This is a genomic window from Streptomyces sp. SS8, assembly GCF_054072955.1.
Window position 1 is genome coordinate 1 of record NZ_JBSVCZ010000029.1, and the last position, 22900, is coordinate 22900.

The 22900-nt window shown below is 73.0% G+C and carries 24 protein-coding genes and 1 riboswitch; of the genes, 10 read left to right on the top strand and 14 right to left on the bottom strand.

The annotated features are described in order from the left end of the window. Positions 1 to 64: 64 nt before the first annotated feature. From ACW69E_RS23550 to ACW69E_RS23560, 3 genes are all read right to left on the bottom strand, one after another. Complete coding sequence (locus ACW69E_RS23550; protein ID WP_237879409.1) at positions 65 to 337, bottom strand: DUF4235 domain-containing protein; 273 nt, start codon at positions 335 to 337, stop codon at positions 65 to 67. Between the two features lie 114 nt (positions 338 to 451). Further along, positions 452 to 2095, bottom strand: coding sequence for a catalase (locus ACW69E_RS23555; protein WP_457500281.1), 1644 nt, complete (start codon positions 2093 to 2095; stop codon positions 452 to 454). Positions 2096 to 2255: 160 nt separating this feature from the next. Beyond that, positions 2256 to 2894, bottom strand: a complete 639-nt coding sequence (locus tag ACW69E_RS23560; RefSeq protein WP_457500282.1) for a hypothetical protein — start codon at positions 2892 to 2894, stop codon at positions 2256 to 2258. 225 nt (positions 2895 to 3119) lie between these two features. Here ACW69E_RS23560 and ACW69E_RS23565 point away from each other — a divergent pair, with 225 nt between their 5' ends. Next, entirely contained in the window at positions 3120 to 3599 is a 480-nt protein-coding gene (locus ACW69E_RS23565; RefSeq protein ID WP_457500283.1) for a hypothetical protein, read from the top strand. A 40-nt stretch (positions 3600 to 3639) separates the two neighbouring features. Here ACW69E_RS23565 and ACW69E_RS23570 read toward each other — a convergent pair whose 3' ends face one another. Continuing rightward, positions 3640 to 4719 carry a glutamate--cysteine ligase gene (locus ACW69E_RS23570; protein ID WP_457500284.1) on the bottom strand — a complete coding sequence of 360 codons (1080 nt, stop codon included), beginning with the start codon at positions 4717 to 4719 and terminating at the stop codon, positions 3640 to 3642. Positions 4720 to 4953: 234 nt separating this feature from the next. Here ACW69E_RS23570 and ACW69E_RS23575 point away from each other — a divergent pair, with 234 nt between their 5' ends. After that, a complete protein-coding gene (locus ACW69E_RS23575) occupies positions 4954 to 5985 on the top strand; it encodes a DNA topoisomerase IB (protein ID WP_457500285.1) in 1032 nt (343 codons plus the stop codon). Positions 5986 to 6405: 420 nt separating this feature from the next. Here ACW69E_RS23575 and ACW69E_RS23580 read toward each other — a convergent pair whose 3' ends face one another. After that, on the bottom strand, positions 6406 to 7263 hold the full coding sequence (locus ACW69E_RS23580) for a helix-turn-helix domain-containing protein (RefSeq protein WP_457500286.1): 858 nt from the start codon (positions 7261 to 7263) through the stop codon (positions 6406 to 6408). 363 nt (positions 7264 to 7626) lie between these two features. Between ACW69E_RS23580 and ACW69E_RS23585 the strand changes: the two genes are divergently transcribed. Beyond that, positions 7627 to 8061 carry an ATP-binding protein gene (locus ACW69E_RS23585; protein ID WP_457500287.1) on the top strand — a complete coding sequence of 145 codons (435 nt, stop codon included), beginning with the start codon at positions 7627 to 7629 and terminating at the stop codon, positions 8059 to 8061. 76 nt (positions 8062 to 8137) lie between these two features. Here ACW69E_RS23585 and ACW69E_RS23590 read toward each other — a convergent pair whose 3' ends face one another. From ACW69E_RS23590 to ACW69E_RS23615, 6 genes are all read right to left on the bottom strand, one after another. After that, positions 8138 to 9553: an NADP-dependent succinic semialdehyde dehydrogenase gene (locus ACW69E_RS23590; protein WP_457500288.1), complete on the bottom strand. Its 1416-nt coding sequence runs from the start codon at positions 9551 to 9553 to the stop codon at positions 8138 to 8140. A gap of 217 nt (positions 9554 to 9770) precedes the next feature. Further along, entirely contained in the window at positions 9771 to 10166 is a 396-nt protein-coding gene (locus tag ACW69E_RS23595) for a hypothetical protein (RefSeq protein ID WP_457500289.1), read from the bottom strand. A 110-nt stretch (positions 10167 to 10276) separates the two neighbouring features. Then, positions 10277 to 10642, bottom strand: a complete 366-nt coding sequence (locus ACW69E_RS23600; protein ID WP_457500290.1) for a hypothetical protein — start codon at positions 10640 to 10642, stop codon at positions 10277 to 10279. A gap of 34 nt (positions 10643 to 10676) precedes the next feature. Further along, the gene (locus ACW69E_RS23605) at positions 10677 to 11690 is read right to left on the bottom strand and encodes an NAD-dependent epimerase/dehydratase family protein (protein WP_457500291.1); all 1014 of its coding nucleotides are present in this window, start codon (positions 11688 to 11690) and stop codon (positions 10677 to 10679) included. 124 nt (positions 11691 to 11814) lie between these two features. Then, on the bottom strand, positions 11815 to 12288 hold the full coding sequence (locus tag ACW69E_RS23610) for a C40 family peptidase (RefSeq protein WP_457500292.1): 474 nt from the start codon (positions 12286 to 12288) through the stop codon (positions 11815 to 11817). Between the two features lie 3 nt (positions 12289 to 12291). Beyond that, positions 12292 to 12448: riboswitch (cyclic di-AMP (ydaO/yuaA leader) on the bottom strand. A gap of 645 nt (positions 12449 to 13093) precedes the next feature. After that, positions 13094 to 14350: an acyl-CoA dehydrogenase family protein gene (locus ACW69E_RS23615; protein WP_457500293.1), complete on the bottom strand. Its 1257-nt coding sequence runs from the start codon at positions 14348 to 14350 to the stop codon at positions 13094 to 13096. Between the two features lie 161 nt (positions 14351 to 14511). Here ACW69E_RS23615 and ACW69E_RS23620 point away from each other — a divergent pair, with 161 nt between their 5' ends. Then, positions 14512 to 15153, top strand: a complete 642-nt coding sequence (locus ACW69E_RS23620) for a TetR family transcriptional regulator (protein WP_457500294.1) — start codon at positions 14512 to 14514, stop codon at positions 15151 to 15153. Positions 15154 to 15172: 19 nt separating this feature from the next. Here the strand turns inward: ACW69E_RS23620 and def are convergent, their stop codons facing one another. After that, positions 15173 to 15718, bottom strand: coding sequence for a peptide deformylase (def, locus tag ACW69E_RS23625; RefSeq protein WP_457500295.1), 546 nt, complete (start codon positions 15716 to 15718; stop codon positions 15173 to 15175). Between the two features lie 109 nt (positions 15719 to 15827). Between def and ACW69E_RS23630 the strand changes: the two genes are divergently transcribed. The 4 genes from ACW69E_RS23630 (at position 15828) to ACW69E_RS23645 (ending at position 19239) form a co-directional block, all read left to right on the top strand. Beyond that, a complete protein-coding gene (locus ACW69E_RS23630) occupies positions 15828 to 17066 on the top strand; it encodes a MurT ligase domain-containing protein (protein WP_457500296.1) in 1239 nt (412 codons plus the stop codon). 103 nt (positions 17067 to 17169) lie between these two features. After that, positions 17170 to 17898, top strand: a complete 729-nt coding sequence (locus tag ACW69E_RS23635; RefSeq protein ID WP_457500297.1) for a type 1 glutamine amidotransferase — start codon at positions 17170 to 17172, stop codon at positions 17896 to 17898. 126 nt (positions 17899 to 18024) lie between these two features. Further along, positions 18025 to 18975, top strand: a complete 951-nt coding sequence (locus ACW69E_RS23640; RefSeq protein WP_457500298.1) for a cytochrome c oxidase assembly protein — start codon at positions 18025 to 18027, stop codon at positions 18973 to 18975. Between the two features lie 105 nt (positions 18976 to 19080). Then, the gene (locus ACW69E_RS23645) at positions 19081 to 19239 is read left to right on the top strand and encodes a hypothetical protein (RefSeq protein WP_457500299.1); all 159 of its coding nucleotides are present in this window, start codon (positions 19081 to 19083) and stop codon (positions 19237 to 19239) included. 122 nt (positions 19240 to 19361) lie between these two features. Here ACW69E_RS23645 and ACW69E_RS23650 read toward each other — a convergent pair whose 3' ends face one another. Further along, positions 19362 to 19778, bottom strand: a complete 417-nt coding sequence (locus ACW69E_RS23650) for an SSI family serine proteinase inhibitor (RefSeq protein ID WP_457500300.1) — start codon at positions 19776 to 19778, stop codon at positions 19362 to 19364. A gap of 206 nt (positions 19779 to 19984) precedes the next feature. Between ACW69E_RS23650 and argG the strand changes: the two genes are divergently transcribed. After that, a complete protein-coding gene (argG, locus tag ACW69E_RS23655) occupies positions 19985 to 21409 on the top strand; it encodes an argininosuccinate synthase (RefSeq protein ID WP_457500301.1) in 1425 nt (474 codons plus the stop codon). A 251-nt stretch (positions 21410 to 21660) separates the two neighbouring features. After that, on the top strand, positions 21661 to 22392 hold the full coding sequence (locus tag ACW69E_RS23660; RefSeq protein ID WP_457500302.1) for a lysophospholipid acyltransferase family protein: 732 nt from the start codon (positions 21661 to 21663) through the stop codon (positions 22390 to 22392). Between the two features lie 146 nt (positions 22393 to 22538). Here ACW69E_RS23660 and ACW69E_RS23665 read toward each other — a convergent pair whose 3' ends face one another. Beyond that, positions 22539 to 22844 (bottom strand): type II toxin-antitoxin system Phd/YefM family antitoxin, encoded by a 306-nt coding sequence (locus ACW69E_RS23665; RefSeq protein WP_457500303.1) that lies wholly within the window; start codon positions 22842 to 22844, stop codon positions 22539 to 22541. Between the last annotated feature and the right edge of the window lie 56 nt (positions 22845 to 22900).

The following is a 22900-nucleotide window of genomic DNA, read 5'->3' on the forward strand; positions in this document are numbered from 1 at the left end:
CCGTACGGTCGTCCGTACGGCCCCGCCGCCGTGGTGTGCCGCCCGCCGGGGCGGCCGTGCGGGCTCAGCCCGGCCAGGTGCCCGTCAGCCTGCGGACGGCGACGGCGCCCGAGCGGTCCACCGCCGCCCTGACCACCGAGAAGATCACGCCCTGGATCGCGGCCGCCAGCAGGATCTCGCCCAGCTTGCGGTCCTCGTCCCCGGGGTCGGGCGCGTCGTCCTCGTCGCTGATCGCCTTCCACGCCTTCTTGAAGGCGGTGCTCGCGATCAGGCCGCCCAGGGTGCCGAGCGCGAACCCCACGGGCCTGTACACCAGCTTCTGCTTCCTCTTCTTCATGGCCGGTTCTCTCCTACCGGGTCCGCGGGACTGTTCCGGGCGCCACTGCCACGGGCCGCCCGGCTCTTCCCACGGCTTCCCCGTACGCGCCGCGCCATACCGCGTACACGCCGGTCAGCGGGTCACCACATGCCGCTCGTCGGGGACGCAGTGGGTCATCGTCAGTCCCTCGACGTCCCGCGGCGGGTTCTTTCCGAGGTTCGCCAGGCGCTCGCGGTCCTCGTCGGTGAGCCGCTGGTTCGGCAGCGGCTCCAGGTCCGCCACGTCCTGCGGGGAGATGCCGAGCCCTTCGCCCACCCGCAGTCCGAGGTCGTTCTCCGCGAGCAGCAGGTGCCACACCATCCGCTCCTGGATGTGCCGGGGGCACTGCTTGAACTGGCCTGTGAAGTTGGCGACCAGGTCGTCTCGCTCCCAGTCCTCCATCAGCAGGTAGCGCTGCCCGGCCTGCATGTAGTCGTTGGTCCGCGGGATGCGGCTGCGGGTCAGCCTGCCGCGGAGCTCCGGACCCTGCTCGCCGTAGCCCGGCCCCTCCGCCTCCTGGAGCCCCCCGAGGGTGGACGGCTCGTAGTTGACGTGCCGGTTCTCGCCCCGGGGGTCGACCTCATAGGCCATGGGGCCGCCGTTCTGGTTGGTGTGGACCGGGGCCTTGGCCCGGTTCACCGGCAGCTGGAGGTAGTTGGGGCCCACCCGGTAGCGCTGGGTGTCGCTGTAGGAGAAGGTGCGGCCGACCAGCATCTTGTCGTCGGAGAAGTCCAGGCCGTCGACCAGCACGCCGGTGCCGAAGGCGATCTGCTCGTTCTGGGTGAAGAAGTCGTCCGGCATCCGGTTCAGGACCATGCGGCCGACCGGCTTGGGCGGGAACTCCTGCTCGGGCCAGGTCTTGGTGTCGTCCAGCGGGTCGAAGTCCAGCTCCGGGTGCTCGTGGTCCTCCATCATCTGCACCAGGAGTTCCCACTCGGGGTAGTCGCCCCGCTCGACCGCCTCGTACAGGTCCTTGGTGGCGTGGCCGAGGCTGTCGGCCTGGACGTTCGCGGCGTCCTCCTCGGTCATGGAGCGCACGCCCTGCTTGGGCATCCAGTGGTACTTGACCAGCATGGTGCGGCCGTCGGAGTTCTCCCACTTGTAGGTGTTGACCCCGAAGCCCTGCATGTGCCGGTAGTCGGCGGGGATGCCGCGCGGGCTGAAGAGGTTGACCAGCATGTGCATGGACTCGGGGGTCTGCGACATGAAGTCGAAGATCCGCTCCGGCCGCTGCTCGAAGGTCACCGGGTCGGGCTTGAGGGCGTGGATGACGTCGGGGAACTTGATGGCGTCCCGGATGAAGAAGACACCCAGGTTGTTGCCGACGAGGTCCCAGTTGCCCTCCTCGGTGTAGAACTTCACCGCGAAGCCGCGGGGGTCCCGGGCGGTCTCGGCGGAGTCGCGTCCGCCGATGACCGTGGAGAAGCGGACGGCCACGTCGGTGCGCTTGCCCCGCTCCTGGAACAGCTTGGCGCGGGTGTACTGCGCGATGGGCTCGTCACCCCAGGAGCCGTACGCCTCGAAGTAGCCGAAGGCCGTCACGCCGCGCGCGTGCACCACCCGCTCGGGGATGCGCTCGCGGTCGAAGTGGCTGATCTTCTCGAGGAAGTGGTAGTTCTCCAGCGTGGCGGGACCCCGGGCGCCGACCGTGCGCTGGTTCTGGTTGTCGTGGATCGGGTGGCCCTGCCGGTTCGTGAGCACCGGCCGGTCGTCGCGCTGCCTGGCTGTCTCGGTCACGTACAGGTCTCCTTCGAACGAGGGTTCGCGCGGCGGAGGCGTCCGGAACCGCCGCGCGCGTGTGCCTGTACCCCGATCCGCCCCTTTCGTACCTTCGCGTCGGCCATCGGTGCGCCGCGCGGAGCGCGGACGGACACGCCGGCCGGCTCCCCGTCCGGGGTCAGCGCTCCAGATCACCGCGCATGGCGACGAACAGCTTCCCGGCCTCGCCGAGGGTGCTGTCGGGGAACAGCGCCACCGCGGCGGTGCTCTCGTCCGCCCAGCCGCAGATCACCTGGCCGTTCTCGGCGAGGGAGGCCATCAGGCACTCGACCGAGCCGCCCAGCGGCCCCGGATCGGCCACCGGCCGCGCCTGGGGCTGCCCCAGTTCCGGATCCCACTCGATGTACTCCAGCATGCCGCGGAAGAGGTGTTCGCGGCGTTTGTTCGTGTCCTCGGGGACGTTGTCGACGCCCTCGAAGAGAACCGGGTCGCCGCCGTCCGGGGCGGCGAAGCGGCTGACGACCAGTCGCATGCCGTCCCGCATCTCCCCCGGGTCGACCGGTACGTCCCCGGCGGCCCCGTCCCCGGTCTGCTTGCGCAGGCCCCCCGCCTCCGCCGTGTCCACCAGGGACCGCTGACCGTCCGTCGCGGCCGGCTGCGACGCGCTCGGGGAGGCGGTCGCCGAAGCGCCCGGAACGGCGGACGCCGGGACGTCGTCCGCCGGCAGGTCCTCCGGCTGGCAGGCGGTCAGCGCCGCGACGGCCGCCGCCGCGATGACCGCTGTCCGGCGCAGCGCTCCCCGTGATGTCCGAAACACAGTGGTGTACCCCCCTGTCCAGGGCCGTCCGTCCGACGGCCGCGACCAGTGGACGCGCAGGTGGGCGGGCCCGGTTCCCGCGCCCGGGCCTCCGCCGGAGGGAGAGGCGGCGCGCCCGTGAGGCTGGCCCGAAGTCCCGCTGTCCCCGCCGGGCGATCCGGGGTACGCATGACGGGGGGACCGCAGAGCGGACGGCCGCTCCCCCGTGTGGAGAGGAGGCGCCCCGTGTCCACCGAGACGGACACCGGCCGGGAGTGCGGCGCCCCACCCGCCGCCCCGCCCGGCCCCACGCGCCCCGGGCCGCCCGCGAAGCCGCCGCGGCAGGGGCGGCCGCAACAGCGGGAGCAGCGGGCGGAGGACGGCCGGTGCGCGTGGGTCGTCGGCGACTGCTGGCTGTGGTGTCTGCGCAGCGGCACGGCGGTGACCTGGCTCGGGCCGGTGGTCTCCTGGGGCACCCACGCCCCGCTGTACGCCTGCGAGGACTGCATCAGCCTGCTGGAGGAGCAGGTGGAGAGCCCCTCCCCCGCCGGACGGGGCCCCGTGTGCTGGCTGTGGTGCGGGCGGGGCGACGTGCCGCTGAGCCCTCTCGCGGAGGTCGGGTACCGCGGGAGGACGACCGTGTTCTCCGCCTGCGAGGAGTGCGTCGCCCGGCTCAAGCAGAGGGTGCTGGCCGCGGCGATGGTCAAGGACACGGCCGGTCGCTGAGCCCCCGCCCCGGTGGGCGGGGGCTCGGTTCAGGCCACGTTCAGGCCACGGTCCTGCGCACCGCTTCGGCCACGACGGCGCTCAGGTCGCCCCCCGTCTCCTCGAGGACCGCGCGCTGGACGGCGGCGCCGTTGCCGCGCCGGAAGAGGTCCTCGGCCCCCTCCTTGGCCAGGGACAGGTCGCCGGCGTCCGACAGGGCCGGGGCGGCGTGGTCGAGCAGGGCGCCCACGACGCTCTCCGCGGGGGCGGGCTCGAAGGTCACCGGGTGCACCAGTTCCCCGGAGAGGCCGGAGCGGCCCGCCCGCCATGCCGCCAGGCGCAGCAGGCCGACGTCCACCGGCGCGGGCGGTTCGCCGGCGCGCCACTGCCGGGCCGCCGTCTCCACCAGCGCGCGGACCAGCGCCGCGAGCAGCACCGTGTCGCGGGCGTCGAGGCACACGTCGGCGACCCGCACCTCGACCGTGGGGTAGTTCCGCGCCAGCCGGGCGTCGAAGTAGATCATCCCCTCGTCCAGCAGCGCTCCCGTCCGGATCATCGAGCGCACCCGCTCGCGGTAGTTCCCGGCCGAGCCGAAGACCTCCACCGGCCCCGCCGAGGGCCACCGGCCCCACACCCGGTTGCGGTAACTGGCGTATCCGCTGTCCTCCCCCTGCCAGAAGGGGGAGTTGGCGCTCATCGCCAGCAGCGGGGCCAGCCACGGCCGGATCCGGTCCAGGACGGCGACCCCCTCCTCGTCGGACTCCACGCTCACATGGACGTGGAGTCCGCAGGTGAGCTGCTCCTGGGCGGTCAGCCCGTACTCGCCGGCCATCCGCCGGTAGCGCTCGCCGGGGCTGAGCGAGGGGTCGACCGCCCGCGGCGAGGTGGCCAGCGCCGCGACCTCCGCCCCGACCGCGCGCGCCCGCTGCGACGCCGCGCCGCGCCACCGGCGGACCTCGACGGCCAGGTCCACCATCTGCGTACGCGGACGTGTACCGGTCTCCAGCTGTTCCTCCTGGAGTTCCTTCTCCAGTTCCTCGCCCTCGCCCACGGAGGCCAGCACCGCTCCCGAGACGGCCTGCGGCTCACCACTGTCCGCGCTCACCAGGAGCAGTTCTTCCTCGACACCGACGCTTCTCATCGCCACAGCCTCCTCAGGCGCTCGTCCGGTCCAGCGACTTCCCCGACCGGGCGCGAGTACGCGCCACGGTTCGGTCACACGGCCGGCCCAGGCGAACGGGTCATGGAAAAGCCGAAAGGGGGAATGAGCACCATCCCACCGGCGCACCGCCCGCGGCGGCGCGCCGGCCCCGGGTGTCCCGGGGAGCCCCGGGAGCTTCGCGGGGACCACAGGAGACAGGCCAGGGAGGACCGCTTGCGTCTGCGCCACACCCGGCCCGGCGATCCCGGCTACACCCGCAGGCGCCACGGCCGCGGCTTCCGCTACCTCGACGCCGAGGGCCGTCCGCTGCGCGATCCGGCGGAACTGGAGCGGATCAGATCCCTGGTGATCCCGCCGGCCTGGACGGAGGTGTGGATCTGCCCCCGGCCCAACGGCCACCTCCAGGCCGTGGGCACCGACGCCGCCGGGCGCCGCCAGTACCTGTACCACCCGCGCTTCCGGGCGGAGCAGGAGAGGGCCAAGCACGAGCACGTGCTGGAGGTGGCCGAGGCGCTGCCCCGCATCCGCGAGACGGCCGGGATGCACCTGGGCGAGCGCGGGCTGACCCGAAAGCGGGTGCTGGGCACCGCGGTCCGCCTGCTGGACCTGGGATTCTTCCGCGTCGGGGGCGAGCGCTACGCGGAACTGAACAACTCCTACGGCCTGACCACCCTGCTGCGCGAGCACGCCGACTGCGCGGGCGGCGAGGTGACCTTCGCCTACACCGGCAAGCACGGCCGGGAGGTGGTGCGCGCCGTGGCGGACCCCGCGACGTTCCGGGCGGTGCGCGCCCTCAAACGGCGCCGCGGGGGCGGCGAGAGGCTGCTGGCCTACTGGGAGCGGCCGGCGTGGCACGAGGTGACGGGTGAGGACCTCAACGCCTATCTGAGGGATCTGGGCGGGGTGGACGTCACCGCCAAGGACTTCCGCACCTGGCACGCCACCGTGCTGGCCTCCGTCGCCCTGGCCGTGTCACGGTTCGCCGACCGGAGCGACGCCTCCCGCCGCCGTGCGGTCGCCCGTGCCGTCAAGGAGGTCTCCGAGTACCTGGGCAACACCCCGGCGGTGTGCCGCGCCTCGTACGTCAACCCGCGGGTGATCGAACTGTACGAGGAGGGCGTCACCGTCGCCCCGGCCCTGCACCGGCTCGGGGACCGGGCCGCATTCGGGGTCCCCGCGACACAGGGGGCGATCGAGGAGGCGGTGCTGCGGATGCTGCGCACCGGCCGCCCTCCACGGGGCTGAGCCGGACGGCCGGTGCGGGAGCGGCCGGTGCCGCTTCCTGCCCCAGCGCCGGCTCCGCTGCCGCGCGGCGGCTTCCTCGTCGGCCTTCCGCAGGCGCTCGGTCACCATCCGCGCCCGGGCGGACGGCTCCTTGGGGGCGGCGTCCGGGGAGGTCTCGCACTCGACGGCGAAGCGCTCCCACGTCTCGTCGGGTATGTCCGGCCGCCCGCCCTCCGGTTCGCCGGCGTCGTTCCCCGGAGTGGGCGGCTGGACAGACATGACGTGCTCTTCCTCGTCTCTTCCGATCACGTGCCGACGTGAATCGATCATCGGGAAGGGCCATTCCTACATGCCCGTACACCGACCGCACAACGGTTGTACGGAAGAGGGCGGCCGCCCTGTGACATCGGCCACACCGGGCGGGAGGGTGTGCGGGCCGCCTCAGAAGGCGTCGCGCAGTTCGAGCAGCGTCCGCTCGGTGTCCTGGACCGGCAGGGCCTGGGTGACCATGCGGTCCAGGGCTTCCAGATAGGTGGTGACCTCGGGGCGCTCGTCGATGTAGACGGCGCCGGTCAGGCTCTCGGTGTAGATGATGTCCGGCAGCTCCGGGTAGCTGAACCGGAAGAGCTGGAAGGGGCCGAACATCCCCGGGTGGGGCCCCGCGCTGAAGGGCATGATCTGCAGGCTGATCCCGGGAGCGGCGCAGACTTCGACCAGCCGGTCGATCTGCGCCCTCATGACACCGGCTCCGCCGACCGGTCTGCGCAGCACCTGTTCGTCCAGCACCGCCCACAGTCGCGGCGCGTCGGGCTTGGCCAGGAGCTGCTGCCTGCCCATGCGCAGCGCGACCCGCCGGTCGAGCTCCTCCTCGTCCGCCCGGGGGAAGCCGGTCCGCAGCAGGGCGCGGGCGTACTCCTCGGTCTGGAGCAGGCCCGGAACGCAGTGGGGCTCGTAGGAGCGGATGAGGTCGGCCTCGCTCTCGAGGCTGACGTAGAGGCTGAACCAGTCCGGCAGGACGCTGCGGAAGCGGTGCCACCAGCCCGGCTTGTTGGCCTTCTCCACCAGCGCGAGGAAGGCGTCGGCCTCTTCCGCCCCGACGCCGTAGCTCTCCAGCAGCGCCTTGACGTACAGCGGGCGCAGACCCACCTCGGCCTTCTCCATGCGGCGGACCGTGGATGTGGTGACGCTCAGGACCCGGGCGGCTTCCTCGAAGGATTTCCCCGCACGTTCCCGCAGGTCACGCAGGCGTAGGCCCAGGACGATCTGCCCCACGGTCGGTGCCGACCGGGACTCGCCCATGGTCTCTCCCTCTCCGCTCGCGTCCCACCGGCAGAGCAGTGTGCCACGGACCCGGCGACGCAGCCAGGCTGTCGTTTAAATCTTGCAATTTGCAGAACTCTTCTTGCCTTTTGCGGACACCAATGAGCATAGTAGCCGGGTGATCCAGTTCACGGCGCGGTCACACCGGCGTCGAACCGTACCGGTACACGGGCTCTCCCACTCCCTTCGAGGACCCCGTGCCCTCGCCGTTCCTCCCCACCGTGGCGCACCGGGCACCGGCCCCCGGCACGGGCCGCGCCCCGCACACGGTGCACCGGACCCGACGCCCACCGGCGTACGAAAGGCGAGCCACTGATGGCTCTTCTCCCCCGCTCAGCGCACATGACCCCCATGCTGCCGGCCGTCCACCCCCAGCGATCGCGGCAACGGGCGGAATTCGAGGTGCCCGCCCAGCGCTCCTCGGTGTGTGTGGCCCGGCATCTGCTCGCGGAGTGGCTGCACCGCTGGCACTGTCCGCAGAGCGTGGTCGACACGGCACAGCTGGTCGTCTCCGAGTTCGTCACCAACGCCGTGGTCCACACCGTCAGCGACAGAATCGCCTGCCTTCTCCAGCACGGCGACCGGCGGCTGCGCATAGAGGTGCGCGACCAGGGCACCGGCGCGCCCGGACTCGCGGCCCGCTCGGCGGACGTGGAGGCGACCAGCGGGCGCGGCCTCCAGCTCGTCGACGCCCTCGCCGATTCCTGGGGGGACATACCCGCCGCCCGGACGCGGGGACGCGTCGTATGGGCGGAACTCAGGCTCGACGACGTCTGACGGGCCCGGGCCCCGGCCGTCGCACGCCGTCCCGCGCGTCACATGGCTTCCCGCGCGTCACATGGCGTCCCGCGCGTCACTCGGCGGTGGGCACGTCCGGGGGCGTGCCGTGCCAGACCGTGGTGACGTTGCAGAACTCACGGATGCCGTGCCCCGACAGCTCCCGGCCGTAGCCGGAGCGCTTGATCCCGCCGAAGGGCATCGCCGGGTGCGAGGCGGTCATGCCGTTGAAGTAGACACCGCCCGCCCGCAGGTCGCGCACACAGCGTTCCTGTTCCTCCCGGTCGCGGGTCCAGACGTTGGAGCTCAGGCCGAAGGGGGTGTCGTTGGCCACCGCGATCGCCTCGTCCAAGTCGGCCGCCCGGTAGAGCGTCGCCACCGGACCGAAGGTCTCCTCGCGGTGGATCCGCATCCCGGGCGTGACGTCCGCGACGACGGTGGGCTCGTAGAACCAGCCGGCCGGGTGGGCCGCGGGCCGCCGTCCGCCGCACAGCACGGTGGCGCCGCGTTCGCGGGCGTCGGTGACCAGCTCCTCCAGGTCGGCCCGGCCCCTCTCGCTGGCCAGCGGCCCGACCTGGGTGGACTCCTCCATCGGGTCGCCCACCTTCAGCGCCTTCATCCCGTCCACGAACAGCCGGGCGAACTCCTCGTACACGTCCCGGTGCACGATGAAGCGCTTGGCCGCGATGCAGGACTGGCCGTTGTTCTGGGTCCGCGCGGTCACCGCGACCTCGGCCGCCTTCACCACGTCCGCCGAGGGCAGGACGAGGTACGGGTCGCTGCCGCCCAGCTCCAGAACGGTCTTCTTGATCTCGTCGCCGGCGACCGAGGCCACCGAACGCCCGGCGGGTTCGCTGCCGGTGAGCGTCGCGGCGGCCACACGGTCGTCGCGCAGGACGCCCTCCACCGCGCCGGATCCGATCAGCAGGGTCTGGAAGCAGCCTCGCGGATAGCCCGCCCGCCGGAAGAGGTCCTCCAGGTACAGAGCGGTCCGCGGCACGTTCGAGGCGTGCTTGAGCAGACCGGTGTTGCCCGCCATCAGCGCCGGGGCCGCGAAGCGGATCACCTGCCACAGCGGGAAGTTCCACGGCATCACCGCCAGGACCGGGCCCAGCGGGCGGTAGCGCACGTACGCGGTGCTGCCGCCGCTGTCCTCCACGTCCGCCGGTGAGGGGTGCTCGTCGGCCAGCAGCTCCCCGGCGTGGTCGGCGTACCAGCGCATCGCCTTCACGCACTTGGCGGCCTCGGCGCGGGCCGCGGCGACGGGCTTGCCCATCTCGGTGGTCAGGGTGCGGGCGACCTCGTCCCGCTCCTTCTCCAGCAGATCGGCCGCCCGGCGCAGCAGTTCGGCACGCTCGGCGAAGCCGGTGGTGCGGTACTCCTCGAAGGCGGCGCGGGCGCGCTCCAGCCGCTCCTCGATCTCCCGGTCGTCCAGGGCCTCGAAGGTCTGCAGGGTCTCACCGGTGGCCGGGTTGGTGGTCGAGATGGGCATGGTTCCCTCCCGGGGTGGTCTGAGACGGTGCGGCCCGCCGGCCGGGACAGCCGGCCGCGGTCGGGCACGCGCTTCCCGCTCCCGCTCGTCCTCGCTCGCTTCCGTTCGCGGGGGCGCGTACCCGCCCGCGGCGGTCTCAGTCCGCGAACGGCGGCCCGGGGCCGGTGGGAGCGGCCCCGGGCCGGTGGGCACCAGAGCAGGTCAGCGCCGGGGCGGGTCAGCGCTGGGCGAGCCTCAGCCGCACCTCCACCTCCTGGTCGCCCGAGATCCGGGGCTCGGCCGTCACCTCGTAGAAGCCCGCCAGAGCGTCCTGGACCTGCCGTACCGCGTCGGGGCCGCCGCTGAGGTCCGCCTCGACCGGCTCCCCGAGTTCCAGGGTGCACTTCACCTCACCGTGGGCGCGGACGTCGACCGTGCCCACCCAGAACTTCCGCTGCTCTCCGTCCGACCCCGGCCCGCCCCCACCGTTGCCGCCGCCCAGCTCGGGCGATTCGGGGAACGCCGACCTCAGGACGGCGAAGACGGCCGCCGCGTCCGAAGCGGTGCAGTGGGGCAGCTCGATCTCGACGAGGCAGGCCCCTTCCTTGGTCTTTCCGGTCTGTTCAGTGCTCATAGCCCCACCTGTACCCCGGTGCGGGCGATGGTCACAGGTCGTTCCGGCACACGGCCGGTCCGCCGCCGCGGAGCCGGGCGCGGGGGCCGGCCGTGTGCCGGAACGCGCCGCTACCCGGCGGGGTCCGGGGTGGCCCCGGTGTCGCGGAGGTAATCGCCGTAGGGCTGCGGCACGGGCCCCTCGAGCGGTTCCCGGAGAGGCCCCGGACCGGGCTCGGCGGAGCGGGGGACGGCCTGGGAGCACATCCGGAGAGCCTCCGGAGGGCTGGGATCCCACCACTGGTCCGGTCCGGGCGTCGCGCAACGGTCGTCCCCCGCCGGAGCCGGGGGCTCCCCCCGCGGGGTGGACTCGTACCAGCCGTACCGCCCGGGAGCGTCGTCGGTGCTGTCGTTCAGCACCAGCGTGGCCCCGGCGCCCGCCGCCGCGAGCACCGCCCATCCGCAGACCAGCACCCGCTTCGCCCGGCGCGACGCCATGACGGACTCCCCCTCACGGAAACGACGGCGATCATCACCCTAGTGGCCGGCCCACCACCGTGCGGAGGATCTCGGCCTCCTTCGCGGGCGCCAGCCCGACCCGGGGGCGGTCGGGGCGGAGGGGCGGCTCGCCGTCCAGGCCGCACAGCCAGGCCCAGGTGTCGGCCACGGTCCGCTCCACGGGGCGGCAGCGCAGCCCCGCCGCGACGGCCCGGGAGACGTCCCCGGCGTGCATGGCGTCGTGGAGCTCGCCCGGAGGGATCCACACCGGCAGGTCCGTCCACGGCCGCGCCCCCGCCGCCAGGATCGGCTCCGGGTCGGTCCACCGCAGCCCGGCGCCGGAACCGGTGGCGCGCACGCAGCTGTCCAGCAACTCCCCCATGGTCACGTGACCGGGCGGGCTCACCAGGTTGTACGGGCCGCCCAGTCCGCGCCCGGCGGCGTCCAGCGTCCAGACGGCGAGGTCGCGCGCGTCCACGTACTGCAGGGGGAGGTCCCGGGGGCCGGGCGCCAGCACCTCACCGCCCCGGGCGACGCGCAGCAGCCACCACGGCAGCCGCCCGATGTTCTCGTACGGGCCCAGGATCAGCCCCGCCCGTACCAGCAGGCCCCGGTCGCCGAAGGCCGCCTCGACGGCCATCTCCCCTCCCCGCTTGGCCCTGGCGTAGTCGGCGGCGCCGTCGTCGTCGGGCGAGGCGTCGACGAGCGGGCCGGTCTCGTCCAGGCCGGCCGGGGACGGGTAGGCGTACACCGAGCGGCTGGAGACGTACGCGTAGCACCCCGCACGCCGCGCCAGCAGGGCCGCGGCGTCGCGTACCGCGGCGGGCGCCCCCGACCAGGTGTCGACCACGACGTCCCAGCCGCCGGCCGGCTCCTCCAGGGCGGCGAGGCCGCCGTCGGCCGTGCGGTCGCCCCGCAGCGCGGTGGCGCCGGGCGGCGGGGCGTGGCGTCCGCGGTTGAGGACGGTCACCTCCCAGCCGCGCGCCAGCGCCTCCTCGACGACCGCGCGGCCGACGAACTCCGTTCCACCCAGCACCAGAAGTCTCATGGGCCGAGCGTGCCCGCCGGCGCGGCCGGGCGGAACGGCTCCACGCCCGTGGCGTAATCGCCACGAGCCGAACCGGGCCGGTCCCTTGTGGGGCCCGGCCCGGTTCGGTCCGGGTGACGCCGTGTCACCTCACGCGGCCGTAGCGCACGCTCTTGGTCCAGATCCTCTCCTTGCGGACGGTCTTGCCCGGCTTGGGAGAGTGCCAGATCCGTCCCTCGCCGGCGTAGATGCCGACGTGGTAGACGCTGCCGCCCGAGTGGAAGAAGACCAGGTCCCCCTTCTTGCGCGACTTGGCGGAGACCTTCTTCGAGCGGTTGTACTGGGCTGCCGCGGTGCGCGGCAGCTTCTTGCCCGCCTTCTTGTACGAGTACTGGGTGAGTCCCGAGCAGTCGAACCGGCTGGGGCCGGCGGCGCCGTAGCTGTAGGGGGCGCCCTTCTTGGAGGCCGCGACCTTGAGTGCCTTGCCGGCGGGCGTGGCCGCCTCGGCCTCGGGTGCGGCGGACGGGATGAGCATCGTCCCCGCCAGGGTGGCGGCGGTGACGGCGGCGGTGATGCCCGCCCGGGACACCGAAGTCGCTATGCGTGCGTGCGCAGACATGAATGAACCCTTCGTCATACGCCTGCGAAAGATGACCTGTCGGGTTCGGGCTGGCGAAGTTGCCCGGCCACGCGCCGCGTGGCTTCACCCCAAGGGCCGCGTCGTGCGCGGCCCGCCTTGCTCGGGTCTCCCGCTCCTGCCGTCTCGTCATGGTCCGTACATCACCCGGGCGGCGGCAGGATTGGGCGTCCGTCCGGGCGGCCCCGCCCTGCGGCGGGGACTTGCGGTCTTCTACGGATAGTGCGTCAGAAAAGCTCCCGATCGGTCGATCGGAGATGTTTTGTGAACATGCTCACTGTCGGCTCGCCACGTCCGCTGTCTTGCCCGGGTGGGCCGTTCGGGGTGTCAAAAGGCTTGCGTGAGGGGCTGGTTGTTCTCTTCGGAGAGGGCGCGGCGGCTCGGTGGCCGGCCTGCGCACCGGTTCGGCGTGCCGCCGGGATCAGCCCGAATGGGTGCGGTCGTGTCGGGTGAATGCGGCGGGTCGCGGTGTGCGGGCCCGGGCGGGGGTACGGGTGCGGGCGCCGTGCGGGGTGGTGGGGGGCGGGGCCGGTCCGTCGCCCGGGTGCGAGGCGGGGACCGACCGCGCGTTCCGGCTGCGGCTCCGGGGTGGTGGGGGCGGGGCCGGTCCGTTGTCCGGGGTGCGAGTGGGCAGGGGCACGTGCCCCGGGGCGGGTGGACGGCCTCTGTCCGGTTCTCTTCCGCCGTCGCTCGGGTGCGGGGGAGGGCGACCGCACGTTTCCGGCGGGCAGGGCGTGTCCCGCCGGGCGGCCGCCGACCGTGCGGCGGCCACCCGGCGGGGCGGGGGTCAGCGGACGTGCACGCCCGAGACGGTGCGGGCGATGACCAGGCGCTGGATCTCGCTGGTGCCCTCGAAGATCGTGTAGATCGCCGCGTCCCGGTGCATGCGCTCCACCGGGTACTCCCGGGTGAAGCCGTTGCCGCCGAGGATCTGCATCGCCTGGGCCGTGACGCTCTTGGCGGTCTCCCCGGCGAACAGCTTGGACATCGAGCCCTCGGCGCCCTCGAAGGGCTTGCCCGCCGCCGCCATCCACGAGGCCCGCCACACCAGCAGCCGGGCGGCGTCGATGCGGGTGCGCATGTCGGCGAGCTGGAAGGCGATGCCCTGGTTGTCGATGATCGGGCGGCCGAACTGCACACGGGTCCTGGCGTAGTCCAGGGCGACCTCGTAGGCGGCGCGGGCGATGCCGACCGCCTGGGCGCCCACGGCGGGACGGGACGCCTCGAAGGTGGCCATCGCGGCGTTCTTCACGCTCCCCCGGCCTCCGCCCCCCGTCTCGCTTCGCTCGCCGCCCTTCTTCGCCCGCTCGCGGGCGCGGGCGAGGCGCTCGTCGAGCTTGTCCTTGCCGCCCAGCAGGCAGTGGCCGGGCACGCGGACGTCCTCGAGGACGACCTCGGCGGTGTGGGAGGCGCGGATGCCGTGCTTCTTGAACTTCTGCCCCTGGGACAGGCCGGGGGTGTTCGGCGGGATCACGAAGGAGGCGTGCCCCTTGGAGCCGAGCTCGGGGTCGACGACGGCGACGACGACGTGGACGTTGGCGATGCCGCCGTTGGTGGCCCAGGTCTTGGTGCCGTTGAGCACCCACTCGTCCTTGGCCTCGTCGTAGACCGCGCGGGTGCGCATGGCCGAGACGTCCGATCCGGCGTCCGGCTCGGAGGAGCAGAAGGCGGCGACCTTCACGTCGTCGGCGTCACCGTACATCTGGGGAATCCAGGTGCCGATCTGCTCCTCGGTCCCGTTGGCGAGTACGCCGACGGCCGCCAGCGCGGTGCCGACGATCGACAGGCCGATGCCCGCGTCGCCCCAGAACAGCTCCTCCATGACCATCGGGATGCTCAGGCCGGTGGGGTCGAAGTACTGCTGGGCGTAGAAGTCGAGCGAGTACAGGCCGATCTTGGCCGCCTCCTGGATGACGGGCCAGGGCGTCTCCTCACGCTCGTCCCACTCCGCGGCGGCGGGGCGCATGACATCGGCCGCGAAGCCGTGGATCCATTCCCGTACGGCCTTCTGGTCGTCGTTGAGGTCGAGTGCGAACTCCGCCATGGAAGCCCCTCCATCGGTTGTTACTAGCGGTAACGTGAATATGTTACCGGCCAGTGCGATGTCAACCTCCACGGTCGGCGCCCTCTCGTGCGCCCCGCGGGTGTTACGTTGCGCTCAGGCGGCACCGAGGTGTCACAGCAGGGTCGGGGAGGCCGAGGAACATGGAGACCACACAGCGGGAGGACCAGCGCAGCGCCACCGAGCGCCGCCGCCGGGAGCTCCTGGAGGCCGCCGAGCGCGTGGTGCTGCGCGACGGCCCGGGCGCCTCGATGAACGCCATCGCCGCCGAGGCCGGCATCACCAAACCCATCCTCTACCGGCACTTCGGCGACAAGGGCGGGCTCTACCGCGCTCTGGCGGTGCGGCATACCGACGCCCTGGTGGACGCGCTGCGGGCCGCCCTGGACGCGCCCACCGACCGGCGCGAGCGCGTGGAGGCCGCGCTCGACACCTACCTGGCCGCCATCGAGGCCAGGCCCCAGGTCTACCGCTTCCTGATGCACCCGGCCGAGGAGTCCGGGGGCGAGCGCGGCTTCGACGTCGGCCAGCACTCGGCCCCGCTGCTGCGCAGGCTCGGCGAGGAGCTGGCCACGGTGATCGCCGAACGCGTCGACCTCGGCGCCGACCGCGAGGAGCGGGCCCGGGTGTGGGGGCACGGGATCGTCGGCATGATGCACGCGGCGGGCGACTGGTGGCTGGGCGAGCGGCCCTGTCCCCGGGAGCGGCTGGTCCGGCACCTGGCCGATCTGCTGTGGGGAGGCCTGGCCACGGCACAGGACCTGGCCGGCGGCCCGGGTCTGTGAACGCCGCCGGGCGCTTCCGTCAAGGGTTCCAGGCCCTTGAGGCCCGGCGTACCGCGCGCAGTGCCCGGCGGCGGCGCAGCCCCGTGAGGCGGTCGGTGTAGACGCCGCCGTCGAGGTGGTCGCACTCGTGCTGCAGGCACCGGGCGAAGAAGCCGGTGCCCTCGATCCGCACCGGCGCCCCCGTCCTGTCCCGCCCCTCCACCACGGCCCGGTCGTGGCGCTCCACGGCGGCCTCCGCGCCGGGCAGGGACAGACAGCTCTCCGGACCGCGTACGATGACGCCGCCGGTCTCCACCAGACGCGGGTTGATCACGTGACCCAGGTGGCGGCGGTCCTCGTCGTCGGGGCAGTCGTAGACGAACGCCCGCACGGGGGCACCGATCTGGTTGGCCGCCAGCCCCACACCGTGCGCGGCGTACATCGACGCGAACAGGTCCTCCACCAGGCGGGACAGCTCCGCGTCGAAGGAGACCACCTCGGCGCACCGCACGCGCAGGGCCGGATCGGCCGGCGGTCGCAGGGGATGGACAGAGCCGGAACTTCCGGGAATGGTGCCGCGGTGCATGTGTGTCACCCTACGCCGTGTTGATCATCTGTGGGGTGGCGCGGTTCGGGGCCGGGAGCGGACCTCGGTAGGCTGATCCCCGACCCAGGGGCAAGGAGGGACAAGGACGATGTCAGGCAACACGGAGCCGCTGCCGCCGCGGGCCAAACTGGCCGTGACGGCGGGCAAGGCGGCCGCGGCGGTGTCACGGGCCGCGGGCCGTGGCAGCGGGTCGGTGATCGGCGGAAAGGTGGCCCTCAGGCTCGACCCCGACCTGCTGGCCAAGCTCGCCCAGAACCTGGACGTCGTCCTGGTGTCGGCGACCAACGGCAAGACCACGACGACCCGGCTGATCGCCGAGGCGCTGCGGGCCGCCGGCCCGGTCGTCTCCAACGCGCTGGGCGCCAACATGCCCGCGGGCATCACCGCGGCGCTCGCCGGGAGCGGCGACGCGCGCTACGGCGTCATCGAGGTGGACGAGAAGTACCTCGCCGCGGTCGCCCGCGACGTGACGCCCAAGGCGATCGCCCTGCTGAACCTCTCCCGCGACCAGCTCGACCGCGCCGCCGAGACCCGGATGCTCGCCGAGCACTGGCGCGAGGGGCTGTCCGGCTCCAAGGCCGTGATCGTGGCGAACGCCGACGATCCGCTGGTGGTGTGGGCCGCCTCCTCCTCCCCCAACGTGGTGTGGGTGGCCGCGGGCCAGGAGTGGAAGGACGACGCCTGGTCCTGCCCGGCCTGCGGCGGCGTGATGCAGCGCCCCGGGGACGACTGGTTCTGCGGCGAGTGCGGCTTCCGCCGCCCCACCCCGAGCTGGGCCCTGTCGGGCGACCACGTGCTGGACCCGCACGGGTCGGCCTGGCCGATCCGCCTCCAGCTCCCCGGCCGTGCCAACAAGGCCAACGCCACCACCTCCGCGGCCGTCGCCGCCGCCTTCGGGGTGCCGCCCCAGACGGCGCTGGAGCGGATGTACTCGGTGACCGCGGTGGCCGGCCGCTACGACGTGGTGTCCTTCCAGGGACGCGAGATCCGGCTGCTGCTGGCGAAGAACCCGGCCGGCTGGCTGGAGACCTTCTCCCTGATCGACGGTCCCCCGGCGCCCGTGATCCTGTCGGTCAACGCGCGCGGCGCGGACGGCACCGACACCTCCTGGCTGTGGGACGTGGACTACTCCCGGCTGGCCGGCCACCCCATCTGCGTGATCGGCGACCGCAAGCTGGACCTGGCGGTCCGGCTGGAGGTCGCGGGGATCGACTTCCAGGTCTGCGAGAACGCCGCCGAGGCGGTGCGGCAGTGCCCGCCCGGCCGGATCGAGGCGATCGCCAACTACACCGCCTTCCAGGATCTGCGCCGCATCGTCGGCAACTGATCCCGGGCCTTCCGGGCTCCCGGCCGGAGCCGGGAGCCCGGAGGGCTTCCGAAGACGCAAAGACGTCGAAGACGCCGGAAACACGGCGAGGATGCGAGCGAGCATGAGTGACAGCGGCCTGCGCGTGGTGTGGGTCTACCCGGACCTGCTGAGCACCTACGGCGACCAGGGCAACGTACTGGTGGTGGAGCGGCGGGCCCGGCAGCGCAGGCTGGGCGTGCAGCGGATCGACGTCCGCTCCGACCAGCCGATCCCCACCTCCGGGGACATCTACCTGGTCGGCGGCGGCGAGGACCGGCCCCAGCGGCTGGCGGCCGAGCGGCTGCGCCGCGACGGCGGGCTGAACCGGGCCGTGGACAACGGCGCCATCGTCTTCTCGGTGTGCGCCGGCTACCAGATCCTGGGGCACGAGTTCATCAACGATCTCGGGCAGCGCGAGCCGGGCCTGGGGCTGCTGGACGTCACCAGCACCCGCGGCGAGGGCGAGCGGTGCGTCGGGGACGTGCTGGCCGACATGGACGAGCGGCTGGGCCTGCCGCAGCTGACCGGGTTCGAGAACCACCAGGGCATCACCCACCTGGGCCCGACCGCGCGGCCGCTGGCCCGGGTGCGGCTGGGCAGGGGCAACGGGACCGGGGACGGCACCGAGGGCGCCTGGAACGACACCGTCTTCGGCACCTACATGCACGGTCCGGTGCTGGCCAGGAACCCTCAGATCGCGGATCTGCTGCTCAAGCTGGCCCTGGACGTGAACGCGCTGCCGCCGGTGGACGACCGGTGGTACGAGGCGCTGCGCGCCGAGCGGATCGCGGCGGCCACCCAGCCCGCCTGACGCCCCCGTCCGGGCGTCCGCCGAGCCGCGTACCGGATCCGCCCGAGACCGCCCCCGGCCGGAGCTCCGGCCGGGGGCGGTCCTAATCTGTTCCGAGCGGATCGGCACGAATCGGGAGAGCTGCGGATGGACCACGACGGACACGGCACGATGGCGGATCTGCCGCCGTTCACCCTCGGACGCGGCCTGGAGCTCTCCCCCGAGCCGTTCTTCCTGGTGAGCTGCCTGCTGGCGCTGGCGCTCTACGGCTGGGGCGTCGCGCGGCTGCGGCAGCGCGGTGACACCTGGCAGACCGGCCGCACGGTCTCCTTCGCCCTGGGCGTGCTGACGGTCGCGCTGGTGATGTGCACCAAGCTCAACGACTACGGCATGGTGCTGTTCAGCGTGCACATGGTGCAGCACATGGTGATCAGCATGCTCTCCCCGATCCTGGTGCTGCTGGGCGCCCCCGTGACACTGGCGCTGCGCGCGCTCCCGGCCGCCGGGCGCGGCCGCAGGGGGCCGCGCGAGGTCCTGGTGGCGGTGCTGCACAGCCGCTACATGCGGGTGGTCACGCACCCGGGGTTCACCATCCCGATGTTCATCGCGAGCCTGTACGCGCTGTACTTCACGCCGCTGTTCGACTTCCTGATGGAGTCGAAGGCCGGGCACCTCGGGATGATGGTGCACTTCCTGGCGGTCGGGCTGGTCTTCTTCTGGCCGATCATGGGCGTGGACCCGGGACCCCACCGCCCCGGCTACGTGATGCGGATGCTGGAGCTGTTCGCGGGCATGCCCTTCCACGCCTTCTTCGGCATCGCACTGATGATGGCCGGCGAGCCGATGGTCGAGACGTACGCGAACCCGCCCGCCTCGCTCGGGGTCACCGCGCTGTCCGACCAGAACGCCGCGGGCGGCATCGCCTGGGCGTTCAGCGAGATTCCCACGGTCATCGTGCTGATTGCACTCGTCTTCCAGTGGTACTTCTCCGAACAACGGCAGGCTCGGCGCGACGACCGGGCCGCTGACCGCAACGGCGACCAGGACCTGACCGCCTACAACGCCTACCTGGCGTCGCTGCAGGCCCGCGGCCAGTAGCGCACCGGGCCGGGCCGGACAGGGCGGGGCCGGTCGCCGCGGCGGTACGACGGCCACGGCGACCGGCGGTCCCGCTCCGACCGACTCGGGAGGAAGGTGTGAGCGATGCCGGAGACGGCGAAGGCCATGACCGTCACCACGGTGGCCGCCCTGATACTGGTGACCGCCTACTCGGTGGCGCTGGGCGGCAGCGGCTGGCTGTGGTTCGCGTGGGTGGTCCTGGGGCTGGTGACCCTGGGCATGGTGACGTCGCGGGAGCGGTGAGCCGCCGCGCCGGGCAAGCACCCCGCCCCCGCCCCGCATGCGTGTGAGTCCCGGCCCGGACGACTGCCCGGGCCGGGACTCACACGCATGCGGGGGACTCGGAAGCGGATCCGGAGCCGGGATCAGAAGTCGAACACCGCTCCGGTCTGCCTGAGCATGGCGCAGGCGTTGGGGAACTCCGACCGCCAGTGGATCCGGCTCCCCCGCCAGATGCCCGTGGCCTCGGCCACCACGGGCCGGTGCTCGTTGGTGCAGTCGCCCTGCCTGCCGGAGAGCTGTCGCAGTTCGCCCCCGGACCGGTCGATGGCCTCGCACGCCTCGGCCGCGCGGGGGTGGGGGCCGCCGCCGTCGTCCGGGCAGATCAGCATCACGCCCCGCGTCCAGGTGTCCTCGGCGTCGGCGACGGTCAGGAAGACCTCACCTCGGGCCGGATCGGCCCCGGGTGCCTCGGCGCGGGCGGCGGACGCCGGGGTGAGGAGCGCGGCGACGGCCGCCGCGGCGAGGGCCGCGGCGGCGGTGGTGCGGGGGCGCGGGAACATGCTGGCCTCCAGGGAGCTGGGCGCGATTGCGCGCCCAAGACCACCGTGGCGGAACAGGCCGGGCAAGGACCCTCGCCCGGCCCTTCACCCGGCCGGCGCACACCGCTCCCCCGGTCGGGGCCCGGGGCCGTCCCGCGGCCCCGGGGCCCGGACCGCTCCCCGGGCGCGGGGGAGGGCTCCGGAGCACACGGGTCTAGGATGCATACATGTCGAAGGTACTGAATAAACTTCCAGTCGGTGAGCGCATCGGCATCGCGTTCTCGGGCGGTTTGGACACCTCTGTCGCGGTGGCGTGGATGCGCGAGCGCGGCGCCGTCCCCTATGCCTATACGGCCGACGTCGGCCAGTACGACGAGCCCGATCTGGCCGACGTGCCGGAGCGGGGCCTGGCGTACGGCGCCGAACGGGCGCGGCTGGTCGACTGCCGTGACGCCCTGGTCGAGGAGGGGCTGGCCGCCCTGGCGTGCGGCGCCTTCCACATCCGCTCGGGCGCGCAGACCTACTTCAACACCACCCCGCTCGGCCGTGCGGTGGTGGGCACCCTGCTGGTGCGGGCGATGCGCGAGGACGACGTCTTCATCTGGGGGGACGGGTCCACCTACAAGGGCAACGACATCGAGCGGTTCTACCGCTACGGTCTGCTGGCCAACCCCGGTCTGCGGATCTACAAGCCCTGGCTGGACCGGGCGTTCGTGGCCGAGCTCGGCGGGCGGCACGAGATGTCCGCCTGGCTGTCGCAGCGCGACCTGCCCTACCGCGACTCCGCCGAGAAGGCGTACTCCACCGACGCGAACATCTGGGGCGCCACGCACGAGGCCAAGCGCCTGGAGTACCTCGACACCTCGATGGAGATCGTGACCCCGATCATGGGAGTCCCCTTCTGGGACCTTGAGGTCGACATCCCGGCCGAGGACGTCACCGTGGAGTTCGAGCACGGGCGCCCCGTGCGGGTCAACGGGCGCGCGTTCGCGAGCGCGGTCGAGCTGGTGCGGGAGGCCAACCTCATCGGCGGCCGGCACGGCCTGGGGATGTCCGACCAGATCGAGAACCGCATCATCGAGGCCAAGAGCCGCGGCGTCTACGAGGCGCCCGGCATGGCGCTGCTGCACGTGGCCTACGAGCGGCTGCTGAACGCCATCCACAACGAGGACACCGTGGCCATGTACCACGTGGAGGGGCGCCGGCTCGGGCGGCTGCTCTACGAGGGCCGCTGGTTCGACCCGCAGGCGCTCATGCTCCGCGAGAGCCTCCAGCGCTGGGTCGGCCGCCCGGTCACCGGCAGCGTCACGGTGCGGCTGCGCCGCGGCCAGGACTACTCCGTCCTCGACACCCAGGGTCCGCACCTGAGCTACCACCCCGAGAAGCTGTCCATGGAGCGCAGCCACGACCCGGCGTTCGTCCCGGACGACCGCATCGGTCAGCTGACCATGCGCAACCTCGACATCGCCGACTCGCGGAGCAAGCTCGAGCAGTACGCAGCCCACGGCCAGCTCGCGGCGTGGGGCGGGCTCATCGGCGAGCTGCCCCCGGGCGGCGCCGAGGCCATCTCGGCGGGCAGCCACGAGGGCGGGGAGAGTCCGGTGGACTCCGACGCGCTCGACCACGCGGCGATCGAGTCGGGCACGGACTGAGGTCCGGGCGGAGGCGTCCGGGCAGGACGTCCCGCCCGCTCCCGGGGCCGTAACCGGGCGGCCCCGGGAGCGGGTTGGCGGGATCCGGCCGCCGCGGAAGCCGACGGGCACGGGCGCCGGAGGTGGTCGCACACCGCGGTGCCCGCACATACACTGAATCCTCCCCGGTCGGCTCTCCGGCGGCCCCCCGGCCGCTCCCCGGCCGGGGGAAGCAGCTCGCGGGTTCGTCCAGTGCGGTAGGGAGCCACCCCGTGTTCTACTACGTGCTCAAGTACGTCCTGCTGGGCCCGCTGCTGCGGCTGCTGTTCAGGCCCCGGATCGAGGGCCTGGAGAACGTCCCCGGCGAAGGCGCGGCGATCGTCGCCGGAAACCACCTGTCCTTCTCCGACCACTTCCTGATGCCCGCGATCCTGCACCGGCGCATCACCTTCCTCGCCAAGGCCGAGTACTTCACGGGGCCGGGGCTGAAGGGCAGGCTGACGGCCGCGTTCTTCCGCAGCATCGGCCAGATCCCGGTCGACCGCTCGGGCCGCGGCGCCGGGCAGGCGGCGGTCGAGGAGGGGCTGCGGGTGCTGCGCCGGGGGGAACTGCTCGGCATCTACCCCGAGGGCACCCGGTCGCACGACGGGCGGCTGTACCGGGGGCGGGTCGGTGTCGCGTCCATGGCGCTCAGGGCCGGTGTGCCGGTGGTCCCGTGCGCCATGGTGGGCACCTTCGAGCTCCAGCCGCCGGGCCGACGGCTGCCGAAGATCGGGCGGGTGACCATCCGGTTCGGTGAGCCGCTGGACTTCTCGCGCTTCGCCGACCAGCACGGCGAGCGGACGGTGCTGCGTGCGGTCACCGACGAGATCATGTACACGATCATGAATCTGTCCGGCCAGGAGTACGTGGACCTGTACGCGCCCGACGCCAAGGCCGCGCAGGCGAAGGCCCGCAGGAGCGGCGACGACACGGACCCGGCTCCGGGGAACGCCGCGCCGTAAGTCCCGCACCGTAGGACCCGCGCCACCGGGAGCGGCCGCACGGCGCGGTGGACCTGCAGGCGGCCGGCGTCCCGCTCGTCGCGCGCCCCTCCCCGTGCTCTTCCCTTCCCCCTCACGCCTCTCTCGTCCTCGTGCGCCGCGCCCGCTCACACGCCCCGGCGGCCCGGGCCCCGGTCACCGGCGGGCGGGGCGGAATGGTGCGCCGCGATACCGAAGCGGCCCCGTTCGCCCGGAGCGGACGGCACCTCGCCGACAGCCGAGACCGTGCTGATCACCGCGTCCCGCTCAGAGGCATCCTGCCCTTCCAGTCGTTCCAGGTCAGCGGCGGTCACCAGGGCCACCAGCGGCTTCCCGTGGCGTGTCACCACCACCCGTTCGCCGCCGTACACCACGCGGTTGATCAGGTCGGCGAGTTCGGCACGGGCTTGCGTCACCGGAATTTCGTAGGCCATGCTCCCAGCATAACCGGATGTACGTCCTGTACATTTTGTGCGTTGTCCATGCGCAG